Origin of the sequence: Pseudomonas koreensis, assembly GCF_025447595.1 — a bacterium.
Taxonomy (GTDB): domain Bacteria; phylum Pseudomonadota; class Gammaproteobacteria; order Pseudomonadales; family Pseudomonadaceae; genus Aquipseudomonas; species Aquipseudomonas koreensis_H.
Genome location: NZ_JAOEJU010000005.1, coordinates 114,579 through 138,795, shown reverse-complemented (window position 1 = coordinate 138,795; position 24,217 = coordinate 114,579). Strand labels below are relative to the sequence as shown.

General features: G+C 61.3%; 23 protein-coding genes. 10 read left to right on the top strand and 13 right to left on the bottom strand.

What is annotated here, in order from left to right; translation table 11 throughout:
* The first annotated feature begins 114 nt into the window (after positions 1-114).
* From ureE to N8H71_RS09365, 5 genes are all read left to right on the top strand, one after another.
* Positions 115-615, top strand: coding sequence for an urease accessory protein UreE (gene ureE, locus N8H71_RS09385; RefSeq protein WP_011332214.1), 501 nt, complete (start codon positions 115-117; stop codon positions 613-615).
* The gene (locus tag N8H71_RS09380) at positions 612-1,286 is read left to right on the top strand and encodes an urease accessory protein UreF (RefSeq protein WP_262193760.1); all 675 of its coding nucleotides are present in this window, start codon (positions 612-614) and stop codon (positions 1,284-1,286) included. The genes ureE and N8H71_RS09380 overlap by 4 nt, the downstream gene beginning before the upstream one ends.
* Before the next feature lie 22 nt (positions 1,287-1,308).
* The gene (ureG, locus tag N8H71_RS09375; protein WP_008001031.1) at positions 1,309-1,923 is read left to right on the top strand and encodes an urease accessory protein UreG; all 615 of its coding nucleotides are present in this window, start codon (positions 1,309-1,311) and stop codon (positions 1,921-1,923) included.
* A 27-nt stretch (positions 1,924-1,950) separates the two neighbouring features.
* On the top strand, positions 1,951-2,523 hold the full coding sequence (locus N8H71_RS09370; RefSeq protein ID WP_262193758.1) for a HupE/UreJ family protein: 573 nt from the start codon (positions 1,951-1,953) through the stop codon (positions 2,521-2,523).
* Between the two features lie 180 nt (positions 2,524-2,703).
* Entirely contained in the window at positions 2,704-3,831 is a 1,128-nt protein-coding gene (locus N8H71_RS09365) for an AGE family epimerase/isomerase (RefSeq protein WP_262193756.1), read from the top strand.
* Positions 3,832-3,951: 120 nt separating this feature from the next.
* Here the strand turns inward: N8H71_RS09365 and N8H71_RS09360 are convergent, their stop codons facing one another.
* The 9 genes from N8H71_RS09360 to amaB form a co-directional block, all read right to left on the bottom strand.
* The gene (locus N8H71_RS09360) at positions 3,952-4,857 is read right to left on the bottom strand and encodes a cation diffusion facilitator family transporter (RefSeq protein ID WP_262193755.1); all 906 of its coding nucleotides are present in this window, start codon (positions 4,855-4,857) and stop codon (positions 3,952-3,954) included.
* A 200-nt stretch (positions 4,858-5,057) separates the two neighbouring features.
* The gene (locus N8H71_RS09355) at positions 5,058-5,822 is read right to left on the bottom strand and encodes an SDR family oxidoreductase (protein WP_011332209.1); all 765 of its coding nucleotides are present in this window, start codon (positions 5,820-5,822) and stop codon (positions 5,058-5,060) included.
* A 739-nt stretch (positions 5,823-6,561) separates the two neighbouring features.
* On the bottom strand, positions 6,562-7,278 hold the full coding sequence (locus N8H71_RS09350) for an ABC transporter ATP-binding protein (protein ID WP_262193753.1): 717 nt from the start codon (positions 7,276-7,278) through the stop codon (positions 6,562-6,564).
* Complete coding sequence (locus N8H71_RS09345; protein ID WP_007950657.1) at positions 7,275-8,147, bottom strand: ATP-binding cassette domain-containing protein; 873 nt, start codon at positions 8,145-8,147, stop codon at positions 7,275-7,277. The genes N8H71_RS09350 and N8H71_RS09345 overlap by 4 nt, the downstream gene beginning before the upstream one ends.
* Positions 8,144-9,445, bottom strand: a complete 1,302-nt coding sequence (gene livM, locus N8H71_RS09340; RefSeq protein WP_262193752.1) for a high-affinity branched-chain amino acid ABC transporter permease LivM — start codon at positions 9,443-9,445, stop codon at positions 8,144-8,146. The genes N8H71_RS09345 and livM overlap by 4 nt, the downstream gene beginning before the upstream one ends.
* Positions 9,446-9,448: 3 nt before the next feature.
* On the bottom strand, positions 9,449-10,363 hold the full coding sequence (locus N8H71_RS09335) for an ABC transporter permease subunit (protein WP_007950661.1): 915 nt from the start codon (positions 10,361-10,363) through the stop codon (positions 9,449-9,451).
* Between the two features lie 242 nt (positions 10,364-10,605).
* Positions 10,606-11,739: an ABC transporter substrate-binding protein gene (locus tag N8H71_RS09330; RefSeq protein WP_262193750.1), complete on the bottom strand. Its 1,134-nt coding sequence runs from the start codon at positions 11,737-11,739 to the stop codon at positions 10,606-10,608.
* Positions 11,740-12,103: 364 nt separating this feature from the next.
* Positions 12,104-13,387 carry an L-pipecolate oxidase gene (amaA, locus tag N8H71_RS09325; RefSeq protein WP_262193749.1) on the bottom strand — a complete coding sequence of 428 codons (1,284 nt, stop codon included), beginning with the start codon at positions 13,385-13,387 and terminating at the stop codon, positions 12,104-12,106.
* A gap of 164 nt (positions 13,388-13,551) precedes the next feature.
* Entirely contained in the window at positions 13,552-15,042 is a 1,491-nt protein-coding gene (amaB, locus tag N8H71_RS09320; RefSeq protein ID WP_262193748.1) for an L-piperidine-6-carboxylate dehydrogenase, read from the bottom strand.
* 161 nt (positions 15,043-15,203) lie between these two features.
* Between amaB and N8H71_RS09315 the strand changes: the two genes are divergently transcribed.
* From N8H71_RS09315 to nadE, 3 genes are all read left to right on the top strand, one after another.
* Positions 15,204-16,106 carry a LysR family transcriptional regulator gene (locus N8H71_RS09315; RefSeq protein ID WP_262193747.1) on the top strand — a complete coding sequence of 301 codons (903 nt, stop codon included), beginning with the start codon at positions 15,204-15,206 and terminating at the stop codon, positions 16,104-16,106.
* Between the two features lie 215 nt (positions 16,107-16,321).
* Positions 16,322-17,545 (top strand): nicotinate phosphoribosyltransferase, encoded by a 1,224-nt coding sequence (gene pncB, locus N8H71_RS09310; protein ID WP_085685119.1) that lies wholly within the window; start codon positions 16,322-16,324, stop codon positions 17,543-17,545.
* 4 nt (positions 17,546-17,549) lie between these two features.
* The gene (gene nadE, locus N8H71_RS09305) at positions 17,550-18,377 is read left to right on the top strand and encodes an ammonia-dependent NAD(+) synthetase (protein ID WP_262193746.1); all 828 of its coding nucleotides are present in this window, start codon (positions 17,550-17,552) and stop codon (positions 18,375-18,377) included.
* A gap of 91 nt (positions 18,378-18,468) precedes the next feature.
* Here the strand turns inward: nadE and N8H71_RS09300 are convergent, their stop codons facing one another.
* Positions 18,469-18,819 carry a hypothetical protein gene (locus tag N8H71_RS09300; RefSeq protein WP_262193745.1) on the bottom strand — a complete coding sequence of 117 codons (351 nt, stop codon included), beginning with the start codon at positions 18,817-18,819 and terminating at the stop codon, positions 18,469-18,471.
* A gap of 234 nt (positions 18,820-19,053) precedes the next feature.
* Positions 19,054-19,500, bottom strand: a complete 447-nt coding sequence (gene azu / locus N8H71_RS09295) for an azurin (protein WP_064593127.1) — start codon at positions 19,498-19,500, stop codon at positions 19,054-19,056.
* Between the two features lie 341 nt (positions 19,501-19,841).
* On the opposite strand from azu, the gene N8H71_RS09290 reads away from it, so the two are divergent.
* Positions 19,842-20,429: a TIGR00730 family Rossman fold protein gene (locus N8H71_RS09290; RefSeq protein WP_115076357.1), complete on the top strand. Its 588-nt coding sequence runs from the start codon at positions 19,842-19,844 to the stop codon at positions 20,427-20,429.
* A gap of 68 nt (positions 20,430-20,497) precedes the next feature.
* Complete coding sequence (locus N8H71_RS09285) at positions 20,498-20,665, top strand: hypothetical protein (RefSeq protein WP_262193744.1); 168 nt, start codon at positions 20,498-20,500, stop codon at positions 20,663-20,665.
* A gap of 107 nt (positions 20,666-20,772) precedes the next feature.
* On the opposite strand, the gene N8H71_RS09280 is transcribed toward N8H71_RS09285, so the two are convergent.
* Complete coding sequence (locus tag N8H71_RS09280) at positions 20,773-21,666, bottom strand: transglutaminase family protein (protein ID WP_262193743.1); 894 nt, start codon at positions 21,664-21,666, stop codon at positions 20,773-20,775.
* On the bottom strand, positions 21,666-24,152 hold the full coding sequence (locus N8H71_RS09275; protein ID WP_262193742.1) for a circularly permuted type 2 ATP-grasp protein: 2,487 nt from the start codon (positions 24,150-24,152) through the stop codon (positions 21,666-21,668). The genes N8H71_RS09280 and N8H71_RS09275 overlap by 1 nt, the downstream gene beginning before the upstream one ends.
* Positions 24,153-24,217: the final 65 nt, after the last annotated feature.

The window sequence follows — 24,217 nt, the reverse complement described above, 5'->3', positions numbered from 1 at the left end:
ATCCTGCAACATCTTGAAACATCCACTAGTCTCCGACAGGGTTTTCCTACGCTTCGTCCGATTGGCAAGCCCCTTGCTCTAGCCTGAGCATTGTCCACTGCTGGAAGCTTTCCGATGCTGGTGATTCACCGCAGAATCGACCCCCAACCCGTCTGGGCCGCCGAGTTGCACCTGACCTTCGAAGCCAGGAGCAAAAGCCGCCTGCGCTGTTTCAGTGCCGAAGGCGAGGACGTCGGACTGTTTCTGGAGCGCGGTCAACCGCCGCTGTATGACGGCGAATGCCTGCAAGCCGAAGATGGCCGGATCGTCCGGGTCTGCGCCCGCCCCGAACAACTGCTGCACGTCACCTGCGCCAATGCCTTTGAACTGACCCGCGCGGCCTATCACCTGGGCAATCGCCACGTCGCGCTGCAAGTCGGTGACGGCTGGCTGCGGCTGCTCGACGACTACGTGCTCAAGGCGATGCTTGAACAGCTGGGCGCGCAGGTCGAATCGATCGAAGCGCCATTCCAGCCGGAACACGGTGCCTACGGTGGCGGCCATCATCATTCGCGACACGGTGACGAGGACTTCAACTATGCGCCGAAACTCCATCAGTTCGGCGTCCGTTTGTGAACCCGGCCTGGGCGCTGCTGCGCCTGGCCAGTCCGCAATTGCCGATTGGCGGCTACAGCTATTCCCAGGGCCTGGAAATGGCTGTGGATAACGGCCGCGTCGACAGCCCGAACAGCGCCCGTCGCTGGATCAGCGATCAATTGCTGCTCAACCTCGCGCGGTTCGAGGCGCCCATGCTGCTCGCCCATTGCCAGGCCGCCGCGGACGAACACTGGGAAGAATTGCGCAAGCTCTGCGAAAGCCATCGCGCCAGCCGCGAAACCCGCGAGCTGCACCTGGAGAGCCGGCAGATGGGCTACTCGCTGCAGCAATTGCTCAACGGCCTGCCCGAACTCGATCAGCCCGCGCGGGCCTTTCTCGAACACTGCGCTGAACCGCACCTGGCCCTGTGCTGGGCACTGGCCGCGCGCGCCTGGCAGATCAGCCCGCAGGACGCCCTCGCCGCGTGGCTGTGGAGCTGGCTGGAAAATCAGCTCGCGGTGTTGATGAAAACCCTGCCGCTGGGCCAGCAAGCCGCCCAGCGCCTGACCAGCGAACTGTTACCACTGCTGCAACAGGCTCAGCAGGACGCCACCCGAATCAATCCCGAACACCTCGGCAGCGCCGCGTTCGGTCTGTCCCTGGCGTGCATGGCCCATGAGCGCCAGTACAGCCGCCTGTTCCGTTCCTAGGGCCTTTTATCTGGAGAATCACATGAACACACAACCCCTGCGCGTCGGCATCGGCGGCCCGGTCGGTTCCGGCAAAACCGCGTTGACCCTGGCCCTGTGCCTGGCCCTGCGCGAACGCTACAACCTGGCGGTGGTGACCAACGACATCTACACCCGCGAAGACGCCGACTTTCTGGTGCGCAACGAAGCCCTGGCGCCGGAACGCATCATCGGCGTGGAAACCGGCGGCTGCCCGCACACCGCGATCCGCGAAGACGCCTCGATCAACCTAGAAGCGGTGGATCAGCTGAACCGGCGCTTTCCGGGGCTGGACCTGATTCTGGTGGAGTCCGGTGGCGACAACCTGTCCGCGACCTTCAGCCCGGAGCTGTCCGACCTGACCATCTACGTGATCGACGTGTCGGCCGGCGACAAGCTGCCCCGCAAGGGCGGGCCCGGCATTTGCAAATCCGACCTGCTGGTGATCAACAAGATCGACCTCGCGCCGCTGGTCGGCGCCTCGCTGGAGATGATGAACAGCGACACCCAACGCATGCGCAACGGCAAGCCGTTCGTGTTCAGCAACCAGAAAACCGGTCAGGGCCTAGAAGAAATCATTGCCTTCATCGAACGCCAGGGCCTGCTGACCGCAGCCTGATTCACTGATCAACAAGGAAGCTTATCCATGACACTCAAACGCATTCTCGGCGCCGTCGCGCTGCTGCTGACTCCAGCCCTGGCCTTCGCCCACCCCGGCCACGGCGACTCTGGCCTGGTGGCCGGCATCAGCCACCCGATCGGCGGTCTCGACCATTTGCTGGCGATGGTGGCCGTCGGTCTGTGGGCCGCGCAGCAGCAAGGCGCCGCACGCTGGGCGCTGCCGTGCACCTTCGTCGGCACCATGCTGATCGGCGGCCTGCTCGGTTTCGAAGGGCTGGAGCTGCCGGCGCTGGAAAGCGGGATTGCCGCGTCGGTGCTGGCGCTGGGCCTGGCCGTGGCGCTCGCCGTGCGTCCACCGCTGGTGATGGCGGTGGCGGCGACGGCGCTGTTTGCGCTGTTCCATGGCGTGGCCCATGGCCTGGAGTTGCCGGACATGTCGAGCCCGTGGGCGTATGCCGCAGGGTTCGTGCTCGCGACGGCGGCCCTGCATGCGGCGGGTTATGCCGTCGTGCGTTTTCTGCCTCAGGCTGCCGCGCCGCTGGTTCGGCTGGCCGGAGCTGCTTCGGCGGTGACGGGCGCGTGGTTGCTGGCTGGCTGATTTTTATCGCCTGATCCGGCCTCATCGCCAGCAGGCTGGCTCCCACAGGATTGTGTACGCTGCAAATCCATTGTGGGAGCTAGCCTGCTGGCGATAGCAGCCTGACAGACACCGCGTCTCTAAGGCCGGTCTCTCTGCTACCATGTCGCGCAATCGCCCCTGCCGTGACGACGTCCGCCCATGCCCCACGCTTCCCGCTCCACCTCCCTGCCTGAATTGACCACCCTGTTCGGTGAAGTGCAACAGCACTTTCTGAACGTGATCGTGCCCCTCTGGCAAGGACCGGGCTGGAACGCCGACATGGCGTTGCCTTACGAGGCGCTGGACGCCGCGCATCAGCCGCTGCCACCGCAGCGCTACCGGGCCATGGCCTGCGCACGGCAGCTGTACCTGTTTTCCAGCCTGATCGGGGTTGTGGATAATGCCGAAGCCCGCGCGGCCGCGCTGTTCCGTTCCCTGCAACGGCACTTCCACGATGCCGAGCACGGCGGCTGGTTCTACAGCATCGATCCGCAGGGCAAACCGCTGGATCAGCGCAAGGACCTCTATACCCACGCCTTTATCCTGTTCGCCTGTGCGCATTACTGGGAAAAGTCTCGCGAACCCTTGGTCGAATCGACCCTGAACGCTGCACTGGAAGTCATCGGTCGGCGATTCGCAACGGGCGACGGCCTCTACGAAGCCTGCCTCGAACGCGACTGGATCACGCTGGAAACCGGCCCGCTGCAAAACCCGCTGATGCACCTGGCCGAAGCCTTCCTGGCCACGTTGGCCGTGCGCGAAGATCCCCAGACCCGGCAGGCGCTGAGCGAGTTATGCACAGCCATGCACAAGCGCTTCATCGAACCGCAGCAGGGCGTGTTGATGGAAAAACCGCTGGGGGCTGTGGATAACTGGTTTGAGCCGGGGCATCAATTTGAGTGGTATTTCCTGCTCGAATCCTCGCCGCTGTTGCGCGGGTCGAAGCTGCACGCGGCACTGGATCGTGCGTTTGCCTTCACCGAACAGCAGGGCGTCGAGGCCGACACCGGTGCGGTGCTGGCCATGCTTGATCCGCAAGGACACGGGAAGGATTCAACCCAGCGCATCTGGGCCCAGGCCGAATACCTGCGCGCCCTGACGTTGCGTCCGGGCAGCGAAAGCGCGGTGTTGCGTCAGTTGCAGGCGCTGCAACAGCGCTTCCTGCATGCCGGCGGCTGGCACGAGTGCCGCGACGATCAGGGCGAGGTCAGCCGCAAGGACATGCCGTCGACCACGCCGTATCACTTGGCGACCTGCTATGCCGGTCTGACTGAATATCTACGCTAACTGACCCTCCGCAATCGCCAGCAGGCTGGCTCCCACAGGTCATTGGCGGCTCACAAATAGTCTGTTCGGCGCAATTCCAGCGTGGGAGCGAGCCTGCTCGCGAAGGCCGTTACGCGGTCGCTAGGCGATCCACTTTTTGTCGCCCGTAAAGCTGATGGTCAGCCAGCGCGCCGCGTCCGGTTTCCCGAGCTTCGCGGAAATCTCCTCACGCAGCACATCCAGCTGACCAACGCTCTGCAGCCGGTAATCCGCCGGCAACACCACATGAATTTCGATGAATCGCGCCCGTCCGTGCTTCTGCACGTAGGACACGTAGTCGTCGAAACCATGCTCGACCTTGGCCGCATCCATCACCTGGCGCACTTGATCGTCCAACGTGTCCGGCGCGATGCCGAGCACGTCCCGTAGCGCCGGGCCAAGGATCTTGAAAGCCGGCGGCAGCATGGTCAGGGCCAGCACGATGAGAATCAGCGGGTCGACGAACTTCGCCCATTCGCCATAGCCCTGGGACTTGAGCAGCAGCGCCGCGAGGAAACTGATCAACAGGCCCACCGACAGCATCGCGTCCACCAGCCAGCTGATGTTGTCGAACTGGATCAGGCTCGACTTGAGCTTGCGATTACGGTGGCGCACGTAGAAGAAGTAGGCGAACTCGACAACGGTAAACACCGCCGCGTAGATGATCACCAGCCCCAGTTCGATCTCACGACCGCCGTTGACGATGCCGAACACGCCGTTGAGAAACGCGTAGATGGCGATCAGCAGCAGGAAACTGCCCTCGATCAGCAGCACCATCGGCTCCAGATGCCAGAAGCCGAACTGGAAGCGCTGGTTGCTTTGCTTGGCGATCAGCTTCGCGGTGATCAGCATCAGAACTTTGATGAACGTGGCAATCAACGAAAAAAAGCCATCGAACAGGATGGACTGGGAACCCGAAACAAAACCGGTGACGATCCCGGCGATCGACACGGCCAACATCAGGATGGTCGATTGTTTGAGCAGCGACTGCTCACCTCGGTTACTCACTTTGACTCCTCGAAAAACCTTGAAAACCGCTGGGTGCGGCGGGGTTGTTGAGTGAGGAGTCTACCCCATGCGGGGATTTTGCCTGTTCCGGCCCCATCGCGGGCAAGCCCGCTCCCACAGGTTTCAAGGCGATCCCAGGGCTTGGGTACACCGATAATCTTGTGGGAGCTGGCTTGCCAGCGATTAGCCGTTACGCGGTGTCAGGCCTTGTTGCGCTCGATGGCAAAACCGGCCCAGGTCTGGCTCACAGGCATCAGCTCAAGGCTGTTGATGTTGATGTGCGCCGGCGCATTCAGCACCCAGAAGATCGTCTCGGCGATGTCCTGCGGCTGGATCGGCTCGGCACCGGCGTAGGTGGCGTCGTAACGCGCCTGATCGCCGGCGAAACGCACCAGCGAGAACTCGCTCTCGCACAGGCCCGGCTCGATGTTGCTGACGCGCACGCCAGTGCCCTGCAGGTCGCAACGCAGGTTCAGCGAGAACTGTTTGACGAACGCCTTGGTCGCGCCGTAGACGTGGCTGCCCGGGTACGGGTAGTTACCGGCGATGGAACCGAGGTTGATGATGCCGGCGCCGCGACCGTGGGCAATCAGGCGTGGCAGCAACAGGCGAGTGCTGTACATCAGGCCTTTGACGTTGGTGTCGACCATGGTGTCCCAATCGTCGAGGTCGCACTTCGGTGCCGGATCCACGCCCAGCGCCAGCCCGGCGTTGTTGATCAGGCCCCGCAGCTTGGCGAACGATGGCGGCAGGTTGGCAATCGCCTCTTCCATCGCTTTGCGATCACGCACGTCCAGCACCAGGCCATGCACTTCGGTCTGCTTCGACAGCTCGGCGCACAGCGCGTTGAGGCGTTCTTCACGACGACCGGTCAGCACCAGTTTCCAGCCGGCCTCGGCAAAACGACGGGCACAGGCTTCACCAAAACCGGAGGTCGCGCCGGTGATAAACAGGGTGTTGGACATCGTGTTCTCCTTGCTTCGGCCGCCGGGGCAGCCATTGGAATAGAAAATCAGCGGGCAGCATGCCCGGCCCCGCTTTAACCGGCAACCACCGAATCCTGCTCATTAATTGATCAATGGCCGCTACACCAGACACGCCGTGGCCTGTAGCCATGTGCACGCACGTTATCCACAAGCCCTTCCACAGTTTCCGGGGGCAAGTGGAAAAGCGCAAAGCCGCGCCACACAAGGCTTTGCGGGCGATCTGGAAAGTTTTTTGCTTGACCCTGATCAACCAGTTGTGCCGGGCAGGGCATTTTGCACGACCGGCCGGTCATGTGCGTGATTGCGCGAGGCCAGCAATTACGGCCCTTAGCCGAGTCTTTCCAGAGTTTAATCACAGACTTATCCACAGGATTGACCACAGTCATCCGCGCTGTTTTGCCCCCCCATAAAAAGGTTGACAAACAGGCCTGACCCTCAGCAAAAACACGCTGTTCAAAAAACAACCACAGCGCTACAAGCCACGAATTCAAAGGCCTTCAGCCAGCTACACCCACGTTATTCACAGCCAGCTCCACAGCAAACGGGGACAAGTCAAAACTGTGGAAAAACAGCCATTTGCAGCGGCTTTATGTCGCGCTTTGGCAGGTTGGCGATTTTGTTTTCCACAATTTCCCGAAAGTCCTTGTTTTCAGCGAACAAGCAGACGCAAAAAAGCCCCGACACTCACGCATCGGGGCTTGTGGACAACTTCAACCGATCAGTGACCGCCGAGGTAAGCGTTACGCACCTCCTCGTTAACCAGCAGTTCCTTGCCGGTGCCCGTCAGGCGGATCTCGCCGTTGACCATCACGTACGCCCGGTCGGACAGTTTCAACGCATGGTTGGCGTTCTGCTCGACGAGGAAGATGGTCATGCCGGTTTTCGCCAGTTCCCGCAGGGTGGCGAAGATCTGTTTCACCACGATCGGCGCCAGGCCCAGGCTCGGTTCGTCCAGCAGCAACAGCTTGGGCCGGCTCATCAGCGCCCGGGCGATGGCGAGCATCTGCTGCTCGCCGCCGGACATGGTCATCGCACGTTGAGTCCGGCGCTCTTCGAGCCGAGGGAACAGCTCGAACATGCGCTGCATGTCTTCCTTGGCGTACTTGTCGCCGATCGGAATGGTACCCATCAGCAGGTTTTCCTCGACGGTCATGTCGGGGAACACCCGCCGCCCTTCCGGCGATTGCGCGATACCGTTGGAGGCGATGTAGTGCGATGACTTGTGGGTAATGTCCACGCCCTGATAGAGGATCTGCCCTCCCGCCGCCCGTGGCTGGCCGAAGATCGACATCAACAGCGTGGATTTGCCAGCACCGTTGGAGCCGATCAGGCTGACGGTTTCTCCTTCGTTGATCTGCAGCGAAACGCCTTTGAGGGCCTGGATCGGGCCGTAGAACACGTCCAGTTCCTTGAGTTCGAGGATGGGTTGCGTCATACGACTTCCTCTTCGTCGGCGCCCAGGTAGGCAGCGATCACTTTCGGATCGTTACGAATGGCATCCGGCCCGCCCTCGGCGATGACGATGCCGTGGTCCAGCACCACGATGTGATCGGAAATGCTCATTACCATGCCCATGTCGTGTTCGATCAGCACCACGGTCAGATCGTGCTCGTCGCGCAGCAGCCGGATCATCGCGCTCAGCGCTTCGGTTTCCTGAGGGTTGAGGCCCGCGGCCGGTTCGTCGAGGCAGATGATCTGCGGCCGCGTGCACATGGCCCGGGCGATTTCCAGACGGCGTTGCTGACCGTAGGACAGTTCACCGGCCAGACGGTTGGCGCAGTCCACCAGATCCACCACTTCCAGCCAGTAGAACGCGCAGTCCAGCGCGTCGCTTTCGGCCTTGCGGTAACCCTTGGTGTTGAGGATGCCGGCCAGCATGTTGCGGTTGACCCACATGTGCTGGGCCACCAGCAGGTTTTCCAGCACCGACATTTCCTTGAACAGACGAATGTTCTGGAACGTCCGGGCCAGGCCCGCGCGGTTCACCAGATGGGTGCCGCCGAACATCTTGTAGTACAGGCGACTGGCAAAGTTTTTCGGCGAGACGAAGTCGGTCGGCTTGAACGACTCGCCCAGCAGCTGGATGACGTTGGTCTGCTGGCCGCGCACGTTGAGTTCGATCTTGCCGCCGGAGGCCTTATAGAACCCGGTCAGGCAGTTGAACACCGTGGTCTTTCCGGCGCCGTTGGGACCGATCAGGGCGAAGATCGAGTTGCGTTTGACCTTCAGGCTGACATCGCTCAAGGCTTTGATGCCACCGAAATGCATCATCAGTTTTTCAACAGAGAGTACGACTTCACTCATGGCGCAGTCCTCTCATAGTGAATGGCACCTTTGCGTGGAGTGACCCCGGTACGGCTGATGCGGATCAGCCCGCGAGGTCGCCAGATCATCATCAACACCATCAGGATCCCGAACAGCAGCACGCGGTATTCGGCGAAGCCGCGCAGCAGTTCCGGGGCGACGGTCAGCACGAACGCTGCGATCACCACACCGATGGTCGAGCCCATGCCGCCGAGCACGACGATGGCGAGGATCAGTGCCGATTCGAAGAAGGTGAACGAGGTCGGGTTGACGAAGCCTTGGTAAGTGGCGAAGAACACACCCGCCAGACCCGCCGTGGAGGCACCGATAGTGAACGCCGAGAGCTTGACCAGCACGTGGTTGAGGCCCATCGAGCGGCAGGCGATCTCGTCTTCACGCAGCGCTTCCCAGGCGCGACCGACCGGCATCTTCACCAGACGGTGTTTGATGTACAGCACGGCCAGCACCACCAGGAACAGCACCGCATAGATGAAGTAGTACTTCACGTCCGGGTTGTAGGCGATGCCGAAGAACTCGTGGAACGGCACCCCGCCATCCTTCGCCCGCTTGCCGAATTCCAGACCGAAGAAGGTCGGCAATGGCGCCGGCATACCGTTCGGGCCGCCGGTCAGGGACAGCCAGTTGTTGAGCACCAGACGAATGATTTCACCGAAGCCCAGGGTCACGATCGCCAGGTAGTCGCCGTGCAGGCGCAGCACCGGGAAACCGAGGATGCAACCGGCAAGGCCAGCGGTGATCGCCGCCAGCGGCAGCACCGTCCAGAAGCCCAGCCCGAGGTACTGATAACCGAGCGCCAGACCGTAGGCACCGATGGCGTAGAACGCCACGTAACCCAGGTCGAGCAGGCCGGCCAGACCGACCACAATGTTCAGGCCCAGCCCCAGCAGCACGTAGATCAGTCCGAGGATGACCACGCCCAGCAGGTAGGAGTTGGACACGAACGGCACGGCCACGGCCAGCACGATCAGCAGCGGGATGATCCAGCGCAGGCGGGATTTGTGATCGGCGGGCAACACATGCACGCCGGAACCGGTGCTCTCGAATCCTTCGAGGATGCGCAGGCCCTTGGGCGTTTGCAGGAACAGGCTGAGAGCCAACCGGCCGGCCATGACGATGGCAATGATCCACGCCACGCGGGTCGGCTCGAGGTTGAAGCTGTAGCCGTCGAGTACCACGCCGACAATCGGCCCAAACACGATCAGGGCGATCAGACCGGCGAGAATCGCCTCAACCAGGCTTTTTTTGACATCGATGGATTTTGTAGTGGTTGAAGACATCGCTTACACCTTCGACACAAGAGGACGGCCCAGCAGGCCCTGAGGCCGGAAGACCAGAACAAGTACGAGCAGCGAGAAGCTGAACACGTCTTTGTAGTCGGAGTTGACCAGGCCCGAGAACAGCGACTCGGAGATCCCGAGGATGATCCCGCCGAGCATGGCACCAGGCAGCGAGCCGATCCCGCCGAGCACCGCAGCGGTGAACGCCTTGATGCCGATGACGAAGCCTGCGTAGAAGTCGAACGTGCCGTAGTTCATGGTGATCAGCACGCCGGCCAGGGCCGCCATCGCTGCACCGATGATGAACACATAGGAAATCACCCGGTCGGTGTTGATTCCCAGGATCGAGGCCATCTTGCGGTCTTGCTGGGTCGCGCGGCACATGCGGCCGAGCTTGGTGTACTTGATCACGTAGGTCAGCAGGCCCATCCCGACGAACGCCGCGACGAGAATGAAGATCTTGGTGTAGGTCAGCTGGACGAAGCCCGAGCCGACGTCAATGCGCCAGGCACCGGTGAGCAGCGTCGGAACACCCTGTTGGCGGGCGCCCTGGCTGATCTGGGCATAGTTTTGCAGGATCAGGGAGATACCGATGGCGCTGATCAGCGGCGCCAGTCGGGTGGAGTTGCGCAGTGGTTTGTAGGCGATGCGTTCGATGACCCAGCCATACACGCCCGTGACGACGATGGTGAAGACCAGTGTGCCGAGCATCAGCAGCGGGAAGGATTCGATACCGAAGTAAGCCAGCAGAGCCAGACTGATTGCCGCGAGGTAAGCGGAAATCATGTAAACCTCGCCGTGGGCGAAGTTGATCATGCCGATGATGCCGTAGACCATTGTGTAGCCGATGGCGATCAGGCCATAGACCGACCCGAGGGTCAGGCCGTTGACCAGTTGCTGCAGGAAAATACCATCCATAACGCAATCTCACGCAGTGAGAACCTGCACACCCTGAGGCGTGCGGTTCTTCTAGGAAAAATACAGATTTACGTCGGAGCAATGTCAGAGCGCATTCAGCTCGATTACCACAGGATCCTGTGGGAGCGAGCTTGCTCGCGAAAGCGGTTAAACATTCAACAAGGATGTTGCCTGTGATTCCGTCTTCGCGAGCAAGCTCGCTCCCACATGGGATGAGTGGGATCAACTGATCGCGTCAGCCCTTACTTCTGTTTTTCCAGCTGGTGATATTTGCCGTCCTTGTCCCACTGGTAAACCACGTAGTCGGAGACTTTCAGGTCGCCCTTGGCGTCCCAGGTCTTCTCGCCCATCACGGTTTTCACAGGGTTGGCTTTCAGCCATTTGGCAGCGTCTTCGCCCTTGTTGGACTTGGCGCCGTTGAAGCCGGCAGCCAGCGCCTGAATAGAGGCGTAGGCGTACAGGGTGTAGCCCTCAGGCTCGGTGCCTGCCTTGCGGAAGGCATCCACGACAGTCTTGCTTTCCGGCAGCAGACGCGGGTCGGCGCCGAAGGTCATCAGCACGCCGTCGACGTATTGCGGGCCACCAGCGGTAGTCACCAGTTCGTCGGTCACGATGCCGTCGTCAGACATGAACTTCACGTCCTTCAGGCCTTCGGTACGCAGTTGCTTGACCAGTGGACCGGCTTCCGGGTGCAGGCCGCCGAAGTAGACCACGTCGGCACCGGCCGCACGGATCTTGGTAACCACGGCGCTGAAGTCTTTCTCGCCACGGGTCAGGCCTTCGTACAGCACCGGCTTCACGCCGCGTTTTTCCAGCTGAGCCTTGGTCGCATCGGCCAGGCCCTGACCGTAGGTGTCCTTGTCGTGCAGCACGGCGACTTTCTTGCCCTTGAGCACGTCGACGATGTAATCGCCGGCAACGATGCCTTGCTGGTCGTCACGGCCGCACATACGGAACATGGCGCTCAGGCCGCGCTCGGTCACTTGCGGGTTGGTGGAACCCGGGGTGATCGCGATGATGCCGGCTTCGTCGTAGATCTCGGACGCGGGAATGGTGGAAGACGAGCAGAAGTGACCGACCACACCGGCGACTTTCTGGTTGGTGAGGTCCTTGGCGACCGTCACCGCCTGTTTCGGTTCGCAAGCGTCGTCGCCCTTGACCAGGACGATCTTCTCCCCGTTTACGCCGCCAGCCGCGTTGACCGCGTCGGCCGCCGCTTGTGCCCCTTTCATGTACTGCTCGCCAAATGCCGCGTTGGCGCCCGTCATCGGACCCGCCACACCGATTTTCACATCAGCTTGTGCAAACGCAGAAACACCCAGCGCAGTAGCCACTGCGAGGGCCAGAAAGCCTTTCTTGTAAAACGTCTGGGACATGAGGTGGTGCTCCAAGGTTTTTTTTAGTTGGCACTGCGACTTCACTTGAATGCTCAGAGCAAGGGCCGTGCCATCGGTTTTTTATTCTTCAAAAAGTCGCTGCTTTCTTGTTATTTCGACTGTTTCGTTCCCATTTTCATTGGGCGTGCAACCGTCTAAACCGCGGAAGGTGAAACCAATTATTTTTTCAGGCGCAACCCGCACGCGCCATCATTGCAACCGCGGCGCCAAACGACGTGCAACCAGCCTGTAACAGCCCGCGTCACCGAACTGCACACTGCTGGTGCGGGACTGCTACAACCCGCACCATTACAGGCTAGTCGCTACATCGAAAAGCGCCGCTTCCGGCAACATATTTCAACACTCAAATGACGATCCGCAGGCACTGGCCCGCGTGATACAGCGAGAACCCGGCCTCGTACAGACAACTGCGCAAGCCCACACCCGCCAGGGGCTGCATCGGTGCGAAGGGAATCGGCAACGCCTGAGGATTTCCGTTACACAGGTAATCGGCGAAGGCCTTGCCGACCACGGTGCCGGTGGTCACTCCACGACCGTTGTAACCGGTGACGGCCACCAGTCCCGGTGCTGGCTCGAACAGGCGCATCAGGTGATCGGGAGTGAAGGCGATGCGCCCGGTCCAGGTGCATTCCCACTCCACGGGTTTGAGGTTGGGAAAGTAATGCTGCTGTACCCGGTCGGCCCAGGCTTTGAGGAACCAGGTCGGTTTCTGATTGCCGTTGCCGAGGCTGCCCAGCAGCAGACGTCCGTCCTTGTCGCGGCGGATGCTGCTCAGCACCTGACGGGTATCCCACGAGCCCTGCCCCCCCGGAAGAATTTCATGGGCGGCATCTTCGGTGAGCGGCACCGAAGCGACCTGATAGTAGTAACCGGGGAAGAAGTTGCGCTTGAGTTCGGTCCAGTCGCCTTCGGTGTAGGCGTTGGAGGCGATCACCACTTGTTCGGCGAGCACCGAACCCTGCTCGGTCTGCACCGACCATTTCTGCCCTTGGCGCTCAAGACGCGCGACCGGGGAGTGATCGAACATCCGCCCGCCAAGGCTGATCACTGCATTGGCCAGCCCGGTGACATAAGCCATCGGATTGAGCGTACCTGCGCGCCGGTCGAGCAACGCGGCGGCAATCTTCTGCGTGCCAGTCGCCTGTTCACAGGCCTTGCCGGTCAACAGTTCGACCGGCGCCCCGCGGCGTTTCCACTGTTCTTCGCGACTGCGCAGATCCGCCTCACCCTTGGCGTTGTGCGCCATGTGCAGGGTGCCTTCGCGGCGTAACTGGCAATCGATGTTGTATTTATCCACAAGGCTGAACACCAGCGCCGGCGCCGCACCGAGCATGCGGTTGAGCTGACTGCCGACCGCCTCGCCGAAACCGGCCTCGATCTCGTCCGGCGGGATCCACATCCCGGCGTTGACCAACCCGACATTGCGTCCGGACCCGCCATGCCCGGCGCGATGGGCTTCGAGCACGCAGACGCTCTTGCCCTTTTCCAACAGATGCAGCGCCGCCGACAGCCCGGTAAACCCGGCGCCGATCACGCAGACATCGACTTTGACCTCGCCCCTGAGCGCCGTGTTATCCGGTCGTTGCGGCGTGAGTTTTTCCCACAGACATTCTTCGCGTAACGGCATTGCCAGACTCCAACAGAAACCTAACAAACACACAGTTCAACAATGTGGGTGCGAGCCTGCTCCGGGTGGCGCTCCAACGAAAGCGGCGTTTCAGCCAACTTTGATGTCGACTGAACCACCGCATTCGCGAGCAAGCTCGCTCCCACAGGGGGAATATCCAACTGTCAGTCGAAAGTAATGCCCTGCGCCAGCGGCAACTCCAGCGAGTAGTTCACGGTGTTGGTCTGACGGCGCATGTACGCGCGCCATGCATCCGAGCCCGACTCACGACCGCCGCCCGTTTCTTTTTCACCGCCAAACGCGCCGCCGATTTCCGCGCCGCTCGGGCCGATGTTGACGTTGGCAATGCCGCAGTCACTGCCGACCGCCGACATGAATTTCTCGGCCTCGCGCACATCGGTGGTGAAGATGCACGACGACAGGCCCTGCGGCACGGCGTTGTTCAGGCGCAGCGCCTCTTCGAAATCGCTGTAGCCAACCACGTACAGGATCGGTGCGAAAGTCTCGCTGCACACCACGTCGCTCTGCTCCGGCATTTCAACGATGGCCGGCGACACGTAGTAAGCATTCGGGAATTGATCTTCCAGTTGGCGCTTGCCGCCGAACACCCGGCCGCCCTCGCTCAACGCCTGCTCCAGTGCATCCTGCATGTTTTCGAAGCTGTGCTTGTCGATCAGCGGGCCGATCAGGTTGCCTTCCAGCGGGTGACCGATACGGACCTTGGAGTACGCGGCTTTGAGGCGGGTGACGATTTCTTCTTTCACCGATTCATGGGCGATCAGTCGACGCAACGTGGTGCAACGCTGGCCGGCAGTGCCGACGGCGCTGAACAGAATGGCGCGCACGGCCATGTCCAGATCGGCGCTCGGGCCGAGGATCATCGCGTTGTTGCCGCCCAGTTCGAGAATGCTGCGGGCAAAGCGTGCGGCGACTTTCGGCGCCACTTCGCGGCCCATGCGGGTGCTGCCGGTGGCGCTGATCAGCGCGACACGCGGGTCATCCACGAGCGCTTCGCCGGCATCGCGACCGCCGATGATCACCTGGCTCAGGTGCGCCGGGGCATCGCTGAAATTCTTCAGCACGCGTTCGAACAGCGCCTGACAGGCCAACGCGGTCAGCGGGGTTTTCTCCGACGGCTTCCACACCACCGGGTTGCCGCAGACCAGCGCCAGCGTGGTGTTCCACGCCCACACCGCGACCGGGAAGTTGAATGCACTGATCACGCCGACCACGCCCAGCGGGTGCCAGGTTTCACGCATGTGGTGGCCCGGACGCTCGGAGGCGATGGTCAAACCGTACAACTGGCGGGACAGACCGACGGCGAAGTCGCAGATGTCGATCATCTCCTGCACTTCACCGAGGCCTTCCTGAGTAATCTTGCCGGCCTCCCAGGAAACCAGTTCGCCAAGATCATTCTTGTACTCGCGCAGGACTTCGCCGAACTGACGCACCAGCTCGCCGCGACGCGGGGCCGGCACCTTGCGCCATTGTTCGAACGCATGATCTGCGCGACTGATGTGCTGCTCCACTTCGGCCGGGCCTTCCCAGTTCACGGCGCCGATGCGGCTGCCGTCGATGGGCGAATGCACCGGCACTTTGCCGTTCTGGTACAGGGCCGGGTTCACACCTAGACGATCAAGCAATGCGGCAACCATGGGTCACTCCTCAAGCAAAAAACTGAATGTGTGCGGGCGCGATTTCACGACCGGGCAGACCTTTAGTTGTAGCGTCAGGAAGGCCGTGCAACAAACGACCTTTACGCGAGATATCATTCCGTTTATTCATGCTGCGCAGAAAGACAAGAAAAGGATCGCCCATGCTGAACAAACGCCACTTGCCGTCGATCACCGCGTTGCAGTGCTTCGAGGCCGTGACCCGGCACCTGAGCTTCACCCGGGCCGCCGAGGAACTGAACCTGACCCAGAGCGCTGTCAGCAAGCAGGTGGCGCAGCTCGAAGAATTGTTACAGCACTTGTTGTTTCGTCGGGTACGCCGCCGTTTGCAGATGACCCCGGCCGGCGATCTGTACCTGGTGGAAGTCAGAAAAATCCTGACCCAGGTCGAGATGTCGACCCATTACCTGCGTTCCTACGGCGGCGAAACCGAAGTCCTGCGCGTCTCCACGCCCTCGACCTTCGGCGCCCGCTGGCTGGTGCCGCGCCTCAAGGGCTGGCGCCTGCGTCATCCATCGATTCATCTGGATCTGTGTAACGAGCAGGAGGCCGATGACCTGCTGCAAGGGCGTAGCGACCTGGCGTTCTATTTCGGCCAGGGCTCACGTCCCGGCACCGAATGCCTGAAGCTGTTCGGCGAAGAACTGGTGCCGGTCTGCGCGCCGAGCAGCCTGCCGGACACTCCGTTAACTGATCCAACGCAACTCACCGATCTGGTCCTGCTGCAGAATGCTTCGCGCCCGCAAGCGTGGCACGACTGGTTCGACAGCCAGGGCTACCAGACCGAACACAGCTACCACGGCCCGCGTTTCGAAACCTTTTATATGTGCATCCGCGCCGCGCAGGTCGGCTGCGGCGTTGCGCTGTTGCCGAGGTTTCTGGTGGAAGAGGAATTGGCCGACGGCAAACTGGTCATTCCCTGGCAGCATGCAATGCCCAGCACCGATGCGTATTACCTGGCTTATCCGGAACACGCGGCGGAAGTGCCCAAGGTGCGGGATTTCGTGAAGTGGATGCTGGAGCAGATCGACAGTCCCGATGCTTGAAAATGTGGGAGCGAGCCTGCTCGCGAAGAGGGCGCTACATTCACAATCGATGTTGACTGGAGGAACGCTATCGTCGGATCGCCGCCCGGAGCAGGCTCGCTCCCACAGGGATCTGTGGCGGTCAAAAAATCGCTGGCAATCCCCACCCCGGATATGCGCCACTAGCGCCATTGATTGATACCGCGCCAGAGCGCGGCCCGTCTGGAGACCCCGTTATGAGCGAGAGTGTGTTTGCCGATCGCATCGTGCAGAACCTGCTCGACACCGACTTCTACAAACTGACGATGATGCAGGCGGTGCTGCACAACTACCCCAACGTCGAAGTCGAATGGGAGTTCCGTTGCCGTAACAGTGAAGATCTGCGCCCGTATCTGGCGGAGATCCGCTTCCAGGTCGAGCGTCTGGCCGAGTTGAGCCTGAGCGCCGATCAGCTGAGCTTTCTCGAGCGCATCTCGTTCCTCAAGCCGGATTTCCTGCGCTTCCTCGGTCTGTTCCGTTTCAACCTGCGCTACCTGCACACCGGCATCGAGAACGGCGAGCTGTTCATCCGCCTGCGCGGGCCGTGGCTGCATGTGATCCTGTTTGAAGTGCCGCTGCTGGCGATCGTCAGCGAAGTGCGCAACCGCTATCGCTACCGTGAAACGGTGCTGGAACAGGCTCGCGAACAGCTTTACCGCAAGTTCGACTGGCTGACGGCCAACGCCTCGGCCGAAGAATTGTCGCAGTTGCAGGTCGCCGATTTCGGCACACGCCGGCGGTTTTCCTACCGTGTTCAGGAAGAAGTGGTGAACGTGCTCAAGCATGATTTCCCCGGACGCTTCGTCGGCACCAGCAACGTGCACCTGTCCCGCGAACTGGACATGAAACCGTTGGGCACCATGGCCCATGAATGGATCATGGCCCACCAGCAACTCGGCCCACGACTGATCGACAGCCAGATCGCCGCCCTCGATTGCTGGGTCCGCGAGTATCGCGGCCTGCTGGGGATCGCCTTGACCGACTGCATCACCACCGACGCGTTCCTCGGCGATTTCGATCTGTTCTTCGCCAAGCTGTTCGACGGTTTACGTCACGATTCCGGGGATCCGGTGCAGTGGGGCGAAAAATGCATCGCCCACTATCACAAGCTCGGCATCGACCCGATGAGCAAGACCCTGGTGTTCTCCGACAGCCTGACGCTGCCCAAGTCGCTGGAGATTTTCCGGGCGCTGCGCGGCCGGATCAATGTCAGCTTTGGCATCGGCACCAACCTGACCTGTGACATTCCGGGTGTCGAACCGATGAGCATCGTGCTTAAAATGACCGCCTGCAACGGCCAACCGGTGGCGAAGATCTCCGACGAGCCGGGCAAGACCCACTGCAAAGACCCGAATTTCGTCGCCTATTTGCGACACGTTTTCCAGGTTCCTGCCGTTTCCAGCCTTTCCAGCAAGGAGTGAATTCATGCAAGCCGTACAGCGTGAGATTGCTGAACAGCTCAACGTTCAGCCGCCGTTCGCCGATTACCAGGCCCTCGAAGCGGAAGTCGCCCGACGCATCACCTTCATCCAGGATTGCCTGACCAATTCCGGACTCAAGACTCTGGTGCTGGGCATCAGCGGCGGTGTCGATTCACTGACCGCAGGCCTTTTGGCCCAGCGCGCCATGCGTGAACTGCGCGAGCGCACGGGTGACGAGGCCTACAAGTTCATCGCCGTGCGCCTGCCGTACGACGTGCAGTTCGATGAACACGACGCCCAGGCCTCGGTGGACTTCATCGCCCCGGACGAGCGCCACACCGTCAACATCGGCCCGGCGGTGAAATCCCTGGCCAGCGAAGTCGCAGCCTTCGAAGGCAAGCACGCGGTGTCGGTGGATTTCGTGCTCGGCAACACCAAGGCGCGGATGCGCATGGTTGCCCAGTACACCATCGCCGGCGCGGCTCACGGCCTGGTGATCGGCACCGATCACGCGGCGGAAGCGGTGATGGGTTTCTTCACCAAGTTCGGTGACGGCGCCTGCGACCTGGCGCCACTGAGCGGCCTGGTGAAAAACCAGGTCCGCGCCATCGCCCGCAGCTTCGGCGCACCGGAATCGCTGGTGGAAAAAGTGCCGACCGCGGATCTGGAAGACCTCTCGCCGGGCAAGCCGGACGAGGCCTCCCACGGCGTGACCTACGCCGAGATCGACGCTTTCCTGCACGGCGAGCCGGTGCGTCAGGAAGCGTTTGACATCATCGTTAGCACTTACAAGAAGACGCATCACAAGCGCGTAATGCCGTTTGCGCCGTGATCACTGAGTGAATGAAAAAGCCCGCTGAACGTTACTCAGCGGGCTGTACCCCCTCCGTCATCTCCTGCCATTTCGGAGTTTATTCATGATCCTAGGTCAAGGTAATGCTATAGATTACTGATTCAGCCCCACCGGGGAGATTTAAAGCGAAGAAATCATAAGTTTCAGGCGGGCGTCCAGGCACTAAGGCGCTGAAAACCCCCGTTGGATCGACCTTAGCCCTAGCGAAGCCATCAAAGTTTCGAGCATTGTAGATAAATACGCTTTGACCTATCGGCGTCACGCCTGAAACAGTCAAATCGCCGGCTTCGGTAACACCTCCGCTTTCGATTAGCTCACCCTTGCTGTTGAGAATCTTGTCAATGCGAAGTTCATTATTCGTTGAAATCGCACCCCCAGGCCTCGCCCAAGTCCCCCAACCTGATGTCTCTTTAGTGTTCATGAAAAGCTCCAATGTGAGATATCCGCCAAGCCCTCTTGACGCATTAGCATTTGGCTTGCGCTCAAAATCTTCGTCTACTGTCAGAACTTACAGGTGAGTGTGCGTTTCCGACCAATGGGCTAAACAAGCGAAGCCAAATGGTGAACGCCGCATTTGGGCAAAATGAATATCACAGACGCAAAAACGCCGCAGCAATCGCTCGCCGCGGCGTTCTTCAATGACTAAGCCGCTTTACTACTTCAGGGTCACGGTGCCTTTCATCATCGAGATGTGGCCCGGGAACGAGCAGAAGAAGCCGTACTTCTCGTCAGCCTTGAGCTTGGACACGTCGAAGGTCACCGAGTCGGTTTCCTTGGCGCCGATGATCTTGGTGTGAGCGATAACGCGCTCGTCACCGTCCTTCAGGTAGTTCTTGTCGATGCCGGCGGCCAGGCCGTCGGTGGCGATCGGCTGCATGTCGGCTTCTTTGCTGATCACCAGGTTATGGCCCATGACGTTCTTCGGCAGACTGCCGGAGTGGGTCAGCTCGACGGTGAAGGTCTTGCAGCTCTTGTCGATTTCGATGGCCTTGGTGTTGAAGGACATCTGGTCGGTGGAATCAACGGTGGTTTTGCACTCGGCAGCCATCAATTGGCTGCTGGCCAGCGCCAGCAGGGATACCGCAACAACTTTGGAAAACATGGTGAATCTCCAAGGCAGGGTTAACAAAAACACGAATGGTTGGAAGACTGCCTGAAATCTTCGCAAGTTCCTATGACTTGAGTCAAAAATTGTATACAACTTTCAGGCTATGACACTCATCGAAACAATCTAACAGCCAGACGATTGGCCGGGCCGTATCTTCAGGGCTCAACGTTCATCTGGAGCATCCGTCATGTCCTTCAACAGCCTGTTGTGCAGTCTGCTCGCCGCCTACGCCTGTGGTGCCAGCGGCACCTATGAAACCCCGAAACGCGAAGTCTAGCCCTTGGATCAAGGCGTGCCAGCCATTACCCTGTGACCGATTGACCCAGGAGGAAGGCATGTCTCTCACATCCGTTTGTGTATTTTGCGGTGCCAACGCCGGCACCACCCCGGCGTACACCGAAGCCGCCATTGCCCTCGGCACGGCTATCGCCGAGCGTAAGCTGACGCTGGTCTACGGCGGTGGCGCCGTCGGCCTGATGGGGATTGTCGCGGACGCCGCGCTGGCGGCCGGCGGCGAAGTGATCGGCATCATCCCGCAGAGCCTGATGGACAAGGAAATCGGTCACAAGAGCCTGACGCGTCTGGAAGTGGTCGACGGCATGCACGCGCGCAAAGCGCGGATGGCCGAACTCAGCGATGCGTTCATCGCCCTGCCCGGTGGCCTTGGCACCCTGGAGGAGCTGTTCGAAGTCTGGACCTGGGGCCAACTCGGCTACCACGGCAAGCCGCTGGGCCTGCTGGAAGTGAACGGTTTCTACAGCAAACTCACTGCATTTCTCGATCACATCGTCGGCGAAGGCTTCGTTCGTGCGCCGCACCGTGACATGCTGCAAGTGAGTGAATCGCCGCAAACGCTGCTCGAAGCCCTCGACCACTGGAAGCCCACCGTCACCCCAAAATGGGTCGACCAGAAACCCGGTTAGCCGCCGGGCACCGATACAGGGCAGAATACGCGCCGCTCAACCTCACCTTCGACCCCAGAGGATCGCCCATGGCCAAACCCAATTACTCCTTCGCCAAACGTCAACGTGACCTGGCCAAGGAACAGAAGAAAGAGGAAAAGCTTCAGCGCAAGAAACAGATGGCTGAAGAAGCGGCACTGAACCCTGACGGTGAAGTGGCGACCGATGATGATGTTGAGGCACCGAAAGACCACTGAACACAATCCCTGTGGGAGCGAGCTTGCTCGCGATGAGGGCGGCACATCTGAAATGGATGTGACTGACCGACTGTCATCGCGAGCAGGCTCGCTCCCACATTTGTTTTCTATTCCTCCAGTGGCATCACCGTGACCCGCACCTCCGGATCATGGCTCCCTCCCCCCAGAATCACCCCGCGCAACGGCGAGACATCGCAAAAATCCCGTCCCCAGGCCAGGGTGATGTGCTCCAGCCCCGGCTGAACATTGTTCGTCGGATCGAAATCCACCCAGCCCAGCACCGGGCAAAACACCGAGACCCAGGCATGGGACGCATCGGCGCCGATCAACCGTGGCTGCCCCGGTGGCGGTTGGGTCAGCAGGTAGCCGCTGACGTAACGTGCCGCCAGCCCGCGTGATCGCACACAGGCGAGCATCAGGTGCGCGAAGTCCTGACAGACCCCGCGCCGGCGCTCCAGCACTTCCACCAGCGGCGTCGCGACCTGTGTCGCTTCGGCGTCGAAGGTGAATTCGCTGAAGATCTTCTGCATCAGGGCCTGCACGCCCAGCATCAACGGCCTGCCAGCCGGGAAACAGCTCTCCGAGAACTCGACGAAACTGCGCTTCAGGTGCACGTAGGGCGACTGGAATCGATAGCGACAGGCTTCCAGCAACGAGGCGGACAGCGGCTGGCTGCTGTAGCTCAGCGCGTTACGCGTCAGTTCCCAGGCCGGCGACTGGTGGAAATCCACCACGGGACGCGCCAGCACTTCGACCGTCAACCGTGCGTTGACCTGCAACTCATCGTGGGGCCGCTCGAAGGCCAGGCGAGTCAGCGGATTGCCGAACACATCCTGCTCGTCCCGGCGGGTGGTCGGCTCAGGACTGATCAGCAATTGCTGTTCGGTGCAGCGCTGCCACTCGCATTCGCGCGGCCACAAATGCGCCAGTTGCTGGGCCAGGGACACCGGGCTGTCGTAGCGATAGCACGTGTCGTGAAAGATCTGGTAATGGGCGCTCATCAGACGGACACCGTGCGCTGGCTGACATCATCGACATGGGCGAAATGGCGCAGGGCCAGACGATCCGACACCTGACTGCTGGCGTCGGCGATCTCCTGCAACAGATCCGCCAGACCGTCGAGGGCCGCGCGCACGCTGGATTCACCGAACAGCGGATTCTCCAGACAGCTCAGGTCGAAGCGCGCCAGACGCTCGACCAGCGGCGACAACCCAGCCTCTCTCGGCACACCGAAGTCATCATTCAGACGCTTGAGAGTGCGGGTCACCAGCTTCAACTGGAACAGCACCGCATGGGGGTTCTGCTCATCCAGCAGCAACAGGTCGAGCACCGGAATCAACTGCGCCACCGCCAGATAACGCGAGCGATAGGTGATGCTGCTGTTGCCCAGCTCCAGCAACCACTCAAGCCCGGCCTGATCGAACGCCCCGGCGCCGCGCAGGAAACCCGCGAGGCTGCTGCTGAGAAATTGCAGGCGCTCGATTCGCCGGCCGATCATCAGGAAGCGCCAGCCTTCGTCACGGGTCATGTCGTCGAGGGCAAACCCGGACAGCGCCGCCAGCGACATCACCAACCGGTTGAGAAAATCCAGCAGCTCGCCGAAATCCGGCTCGTCGGTGTCCAGCTCCGAAGCCTCGCGCTGCAGCTCCACCAGTGCCTGCCAGTTTTCCCGGGACAGCTTGCCGCGTACCTGCGATGCCGCCCACTGCAAGCGTTGCAGGTTGGAACGCAGGCTGAACGACCAGTCCTCGCCGAGCAGTGCCGCGAGCAAGCGCTCCGGCAGTTCACCTTCGTCCGGCAGCAGCATCAACCGCTCACCGAGCTCCACGGCGGCCTGCAGGGCTTGCGGGTCATCGCCGTCGACGTAACGCGCGAGCATTATCCGCAACAGCCGCGCGCTGTCGTCGCAGCGCTCGCAGTAACGGCCAAACCAGAACAGGTTTTCCACCACCCGCGACGGCAGGTACGGATCGCGGCGCACCAGATCGGGCACGCCGATGTTGCGCTGGGCTTTCCACTGCTCACCGCTCGGCGGTCGATCCCCAAGCACCCAAGTGTCCTTGCTCGCACCACCGCGCTGCATCGACACCACTTCGGCATCGGCTTCGGCCGCGACCCGGGTCAGGCCACCGGGCAGCACCCGATAACCGTCGTGACTGGCCACCGCGTACATGCGCATGCCGATCGCCCGGGGTTGCAGTTGCCCGTCCTCGGGCTGCCAGATCGGCGCCTGGGACAACTGGGCGAGTTCTTGCGCGACATAGGCATAAGGGCGGGCCTGCATGCGCGCGGCGAGACTTTCACGCTGTTTTTCGCTCAGATCCCGACCAAACACCGGTGTGAAGCTTTGCGACGGGAACGCCGGTTTGATCAACAGCTCCGGCAGTTTTTCCAGGGCCTGGGCCAACACCGGCGCTTCGCCGCACCACCACGTGGCGATGGACGGCAGGATCAGATCTTCGCCGAACAGGTACTGATTGATCTTCGGCAGGAAACCCAGCAGACCCGGAGACTCCAGCACGCCACTGCCCAGCGCATTGGCCACCAGCACCCGGCTCTGACGCACTGCCTCCAGCAATCCGGGAACGCCGAGCGCCGAATCCGTGCGCAGCTCCAGCGGATCGCAGAAGTCATCGTCGAGCCGGCGCATGATCGCGTGCACCCGGCGCAGGCCACTGAGGGTTTTCAGGTAGACCGTGGCATCACGTACCGTCAGGTCACTGCCCTCCACCAGCGGATAACCGAGCTGGCGCGCCAGATAAAGATGTTCGAAATAGCTCTCGTTGAAACGCCCTGGGGTCAGCAACACCACCAGCGGCGCGCCATCGTCGCAGGGGGCCTGACGGGCCAGGGTTTCCTGCAAGGTGCGGAAGAATCCGGCCAGGTGCTGCACTTTCAGATCCCGATACAACTCGGGAAAGGCGCGGGACACGATGGTGCGGTTTTCCAGCGCATAACCGGCCCCCGATGGCGCCTGGGTACGATCCGCCGTCACCCACCAGCGCCCGTCCGGTGTGCGTGCCAGATCCACGGCATACAGATGCAGAAAAGCCCCGTCCGGCGGCGCAATGCCCTGACAGGGCCAGAGAAAGTTGTTGTGGCCGAACACCAGCTCCGCCGGCAGTAAGCCTTCGCGAATCAACTGCTGCGGGCCATACAGGTCCGCCAGCACCGCATTGAGCAGCCGAGCGCGCTGGGCGATCCCGGCAGACAGCTGTTGCCACTCGTCAGCGGCGATCACGTGGGGCAGCAGATCCAGCTCCCACGGACGATCCGCGCCCTTGGGGTCGGCATAGACGTTGTAGGTGACGCCGTTTTCCTGAATCTGCCGGGTCAGCAACGCCTGACGCTGCACCAGTTGCGCCGGGGTGCTGCGCTGCAATTGGTCGACCAGTCGCCGCCAGTGCGGGCGCACCGCCCCGCTGTCGTCGAGCAGTTCGTGATAGGTGCCCGCCGTCAGCGGGTAGCGGTCAAGCAGGTCAGGCATGGAAAGCTCGGCAGCCGGCAAGGAACGGTCAGACTAACGCAGGCACATGACGCCCGGATATACGA

Coding starts and splice junctions, on each gene's coding strand:
- ureE (WP_011332214.1), top strand. CDS start 115: ATGCTGGTGATTCACCGCAGAATCGACCCCCAACCCGTCTGGGCCGCC.
- ureG (WP_008001031.1), top strand. CDS start 1,309: ATGAACACACAACCCCTGCGCGTCGGCATCGGCGGCCCGGTCGGTTCC.
- N8H71_RS09370 (WP_262193758.1), top strand. CDS start 1,951: ATGACACTCAAACGCATTCTCGGCGCCGTCGCGCTGCTGCTGACTCCA.
- N8H71_RS09365 (WP_262193756.1), top strand. CDS start 2,704: ATGCCCCACGCTTCCCGCTCCACCTCCCTGCCTGAATTGACCACCCTG.
- N8H71_RS09355 (WP_011332209.1), bottom strand. CDS start 5,822: ATGTCCAACACCCTGTTTATCACCGGCGCGACCTCCGGTTTTGGTGAA.
- N8H71_RS09350 (WP_262193753.1), bottom strand. CDS start 7,278: ATGACGCAACCCATCCTCGAACTCAAGGAACTGGACGTGTTCTACGGC.
- N8H71_RS09345 (WP_007950657.1), bottom strand. CDS start 8,147: ATGAGTGAAGTCGTACTCTCTGTTGAAAAACTGATGATGCATTTCGGT.
- livM (WP_262193752.1), bottom strand. CDS start 9,445: ATGTCTTCAACCACTACAAAATCCATCGATGTCAAAAAAAGCCTGGTT.
- N8H71_RS09335 (WP_007950661.1), bottom strand. CDS start 10,363: ATGGATGGTATTTTCCTGCAGCAACTGGTCAACGGCCTGACCCTCGGG.
- N8H71_RS09330 (WP_262193750.1), bottom strand. CDS start 11,739: ATGTCCCAGACGTTTTACAAGAAAGGCTTTCTGGCCCTCGCAGTGGCT.
- amaA (WP_262193749.1), bottom strand. CDS start 13,387: ATGCCGTTACGCGAAGAATGTCTGTGGGAAAAACTCACGCCGCAACGA.
- amaB (WP_262193748.1), bottom strand. CDS start 15,042: ATGGTTGCCGCATTGCTTGATCGTCTAGGTGTGAACCCGGCCCTGTAC.
- N8H71_RS09315 (WP_262193747.1), top strand. CDS start 15,204: ATGCTGAACAAACGCCACTTGCCGTCGATCACCGCGTTGCAGTGCTTC.
- pncB (WP_085685119.1), top strand. CDS start 16,322: ATGAGCGAGAGTGTGTTTGCCGATCGCATCGTGCAGAACCTGCTCGAC.
- nadE (WP_262193746.1), top strand. CDS start 17,550: ATGCAAGCCGTACAGCGTGAGATTGCTGAACAGCTCAACGTTCAGCCG.
- N8H71_RS09300 (WP_262193745.1), bottom strand. CDS start 18,819: ATGAACACTAAAGAGACATCAGGTTGGGGGACTTGGGCGAGGCCTGGG.
- azu (WP_064593127.1), bottom strand. CDS start 19,500: ATGTTTTCCAAAGTTGTTGCGGTATCCCTGCTGGCGCTGGCCAGCAGC.
- N8H71_RS09290 (WP_115076357.1), top strand. CDS start 19,842: ATGTCTCTCACATCCGTTTGTGTATTTTGCGGTGCCAACGCCGGCACC.
- N8H71_RS09285 (WP_262193744.1), top strand. CDS start 20,498: ATGGCCAAACCCAATTACTCCTTCGCCAAACGTCAACGTGACCTGGCC.
- N8H71_RS09280 (WP_262193743.1), bottom strand. CDS start 21,666: ATGAGCGCCCATTACCAGATCTTTCACGACACGTGCTATCGCTACGAC.
- N8H71_RS09275 (WP_262193742.1), bottom strand. CDS start 24,152: ATGCCTGACCTGCTTGACCGCTACCCGCTGACGGCGGGCACCTATCAC.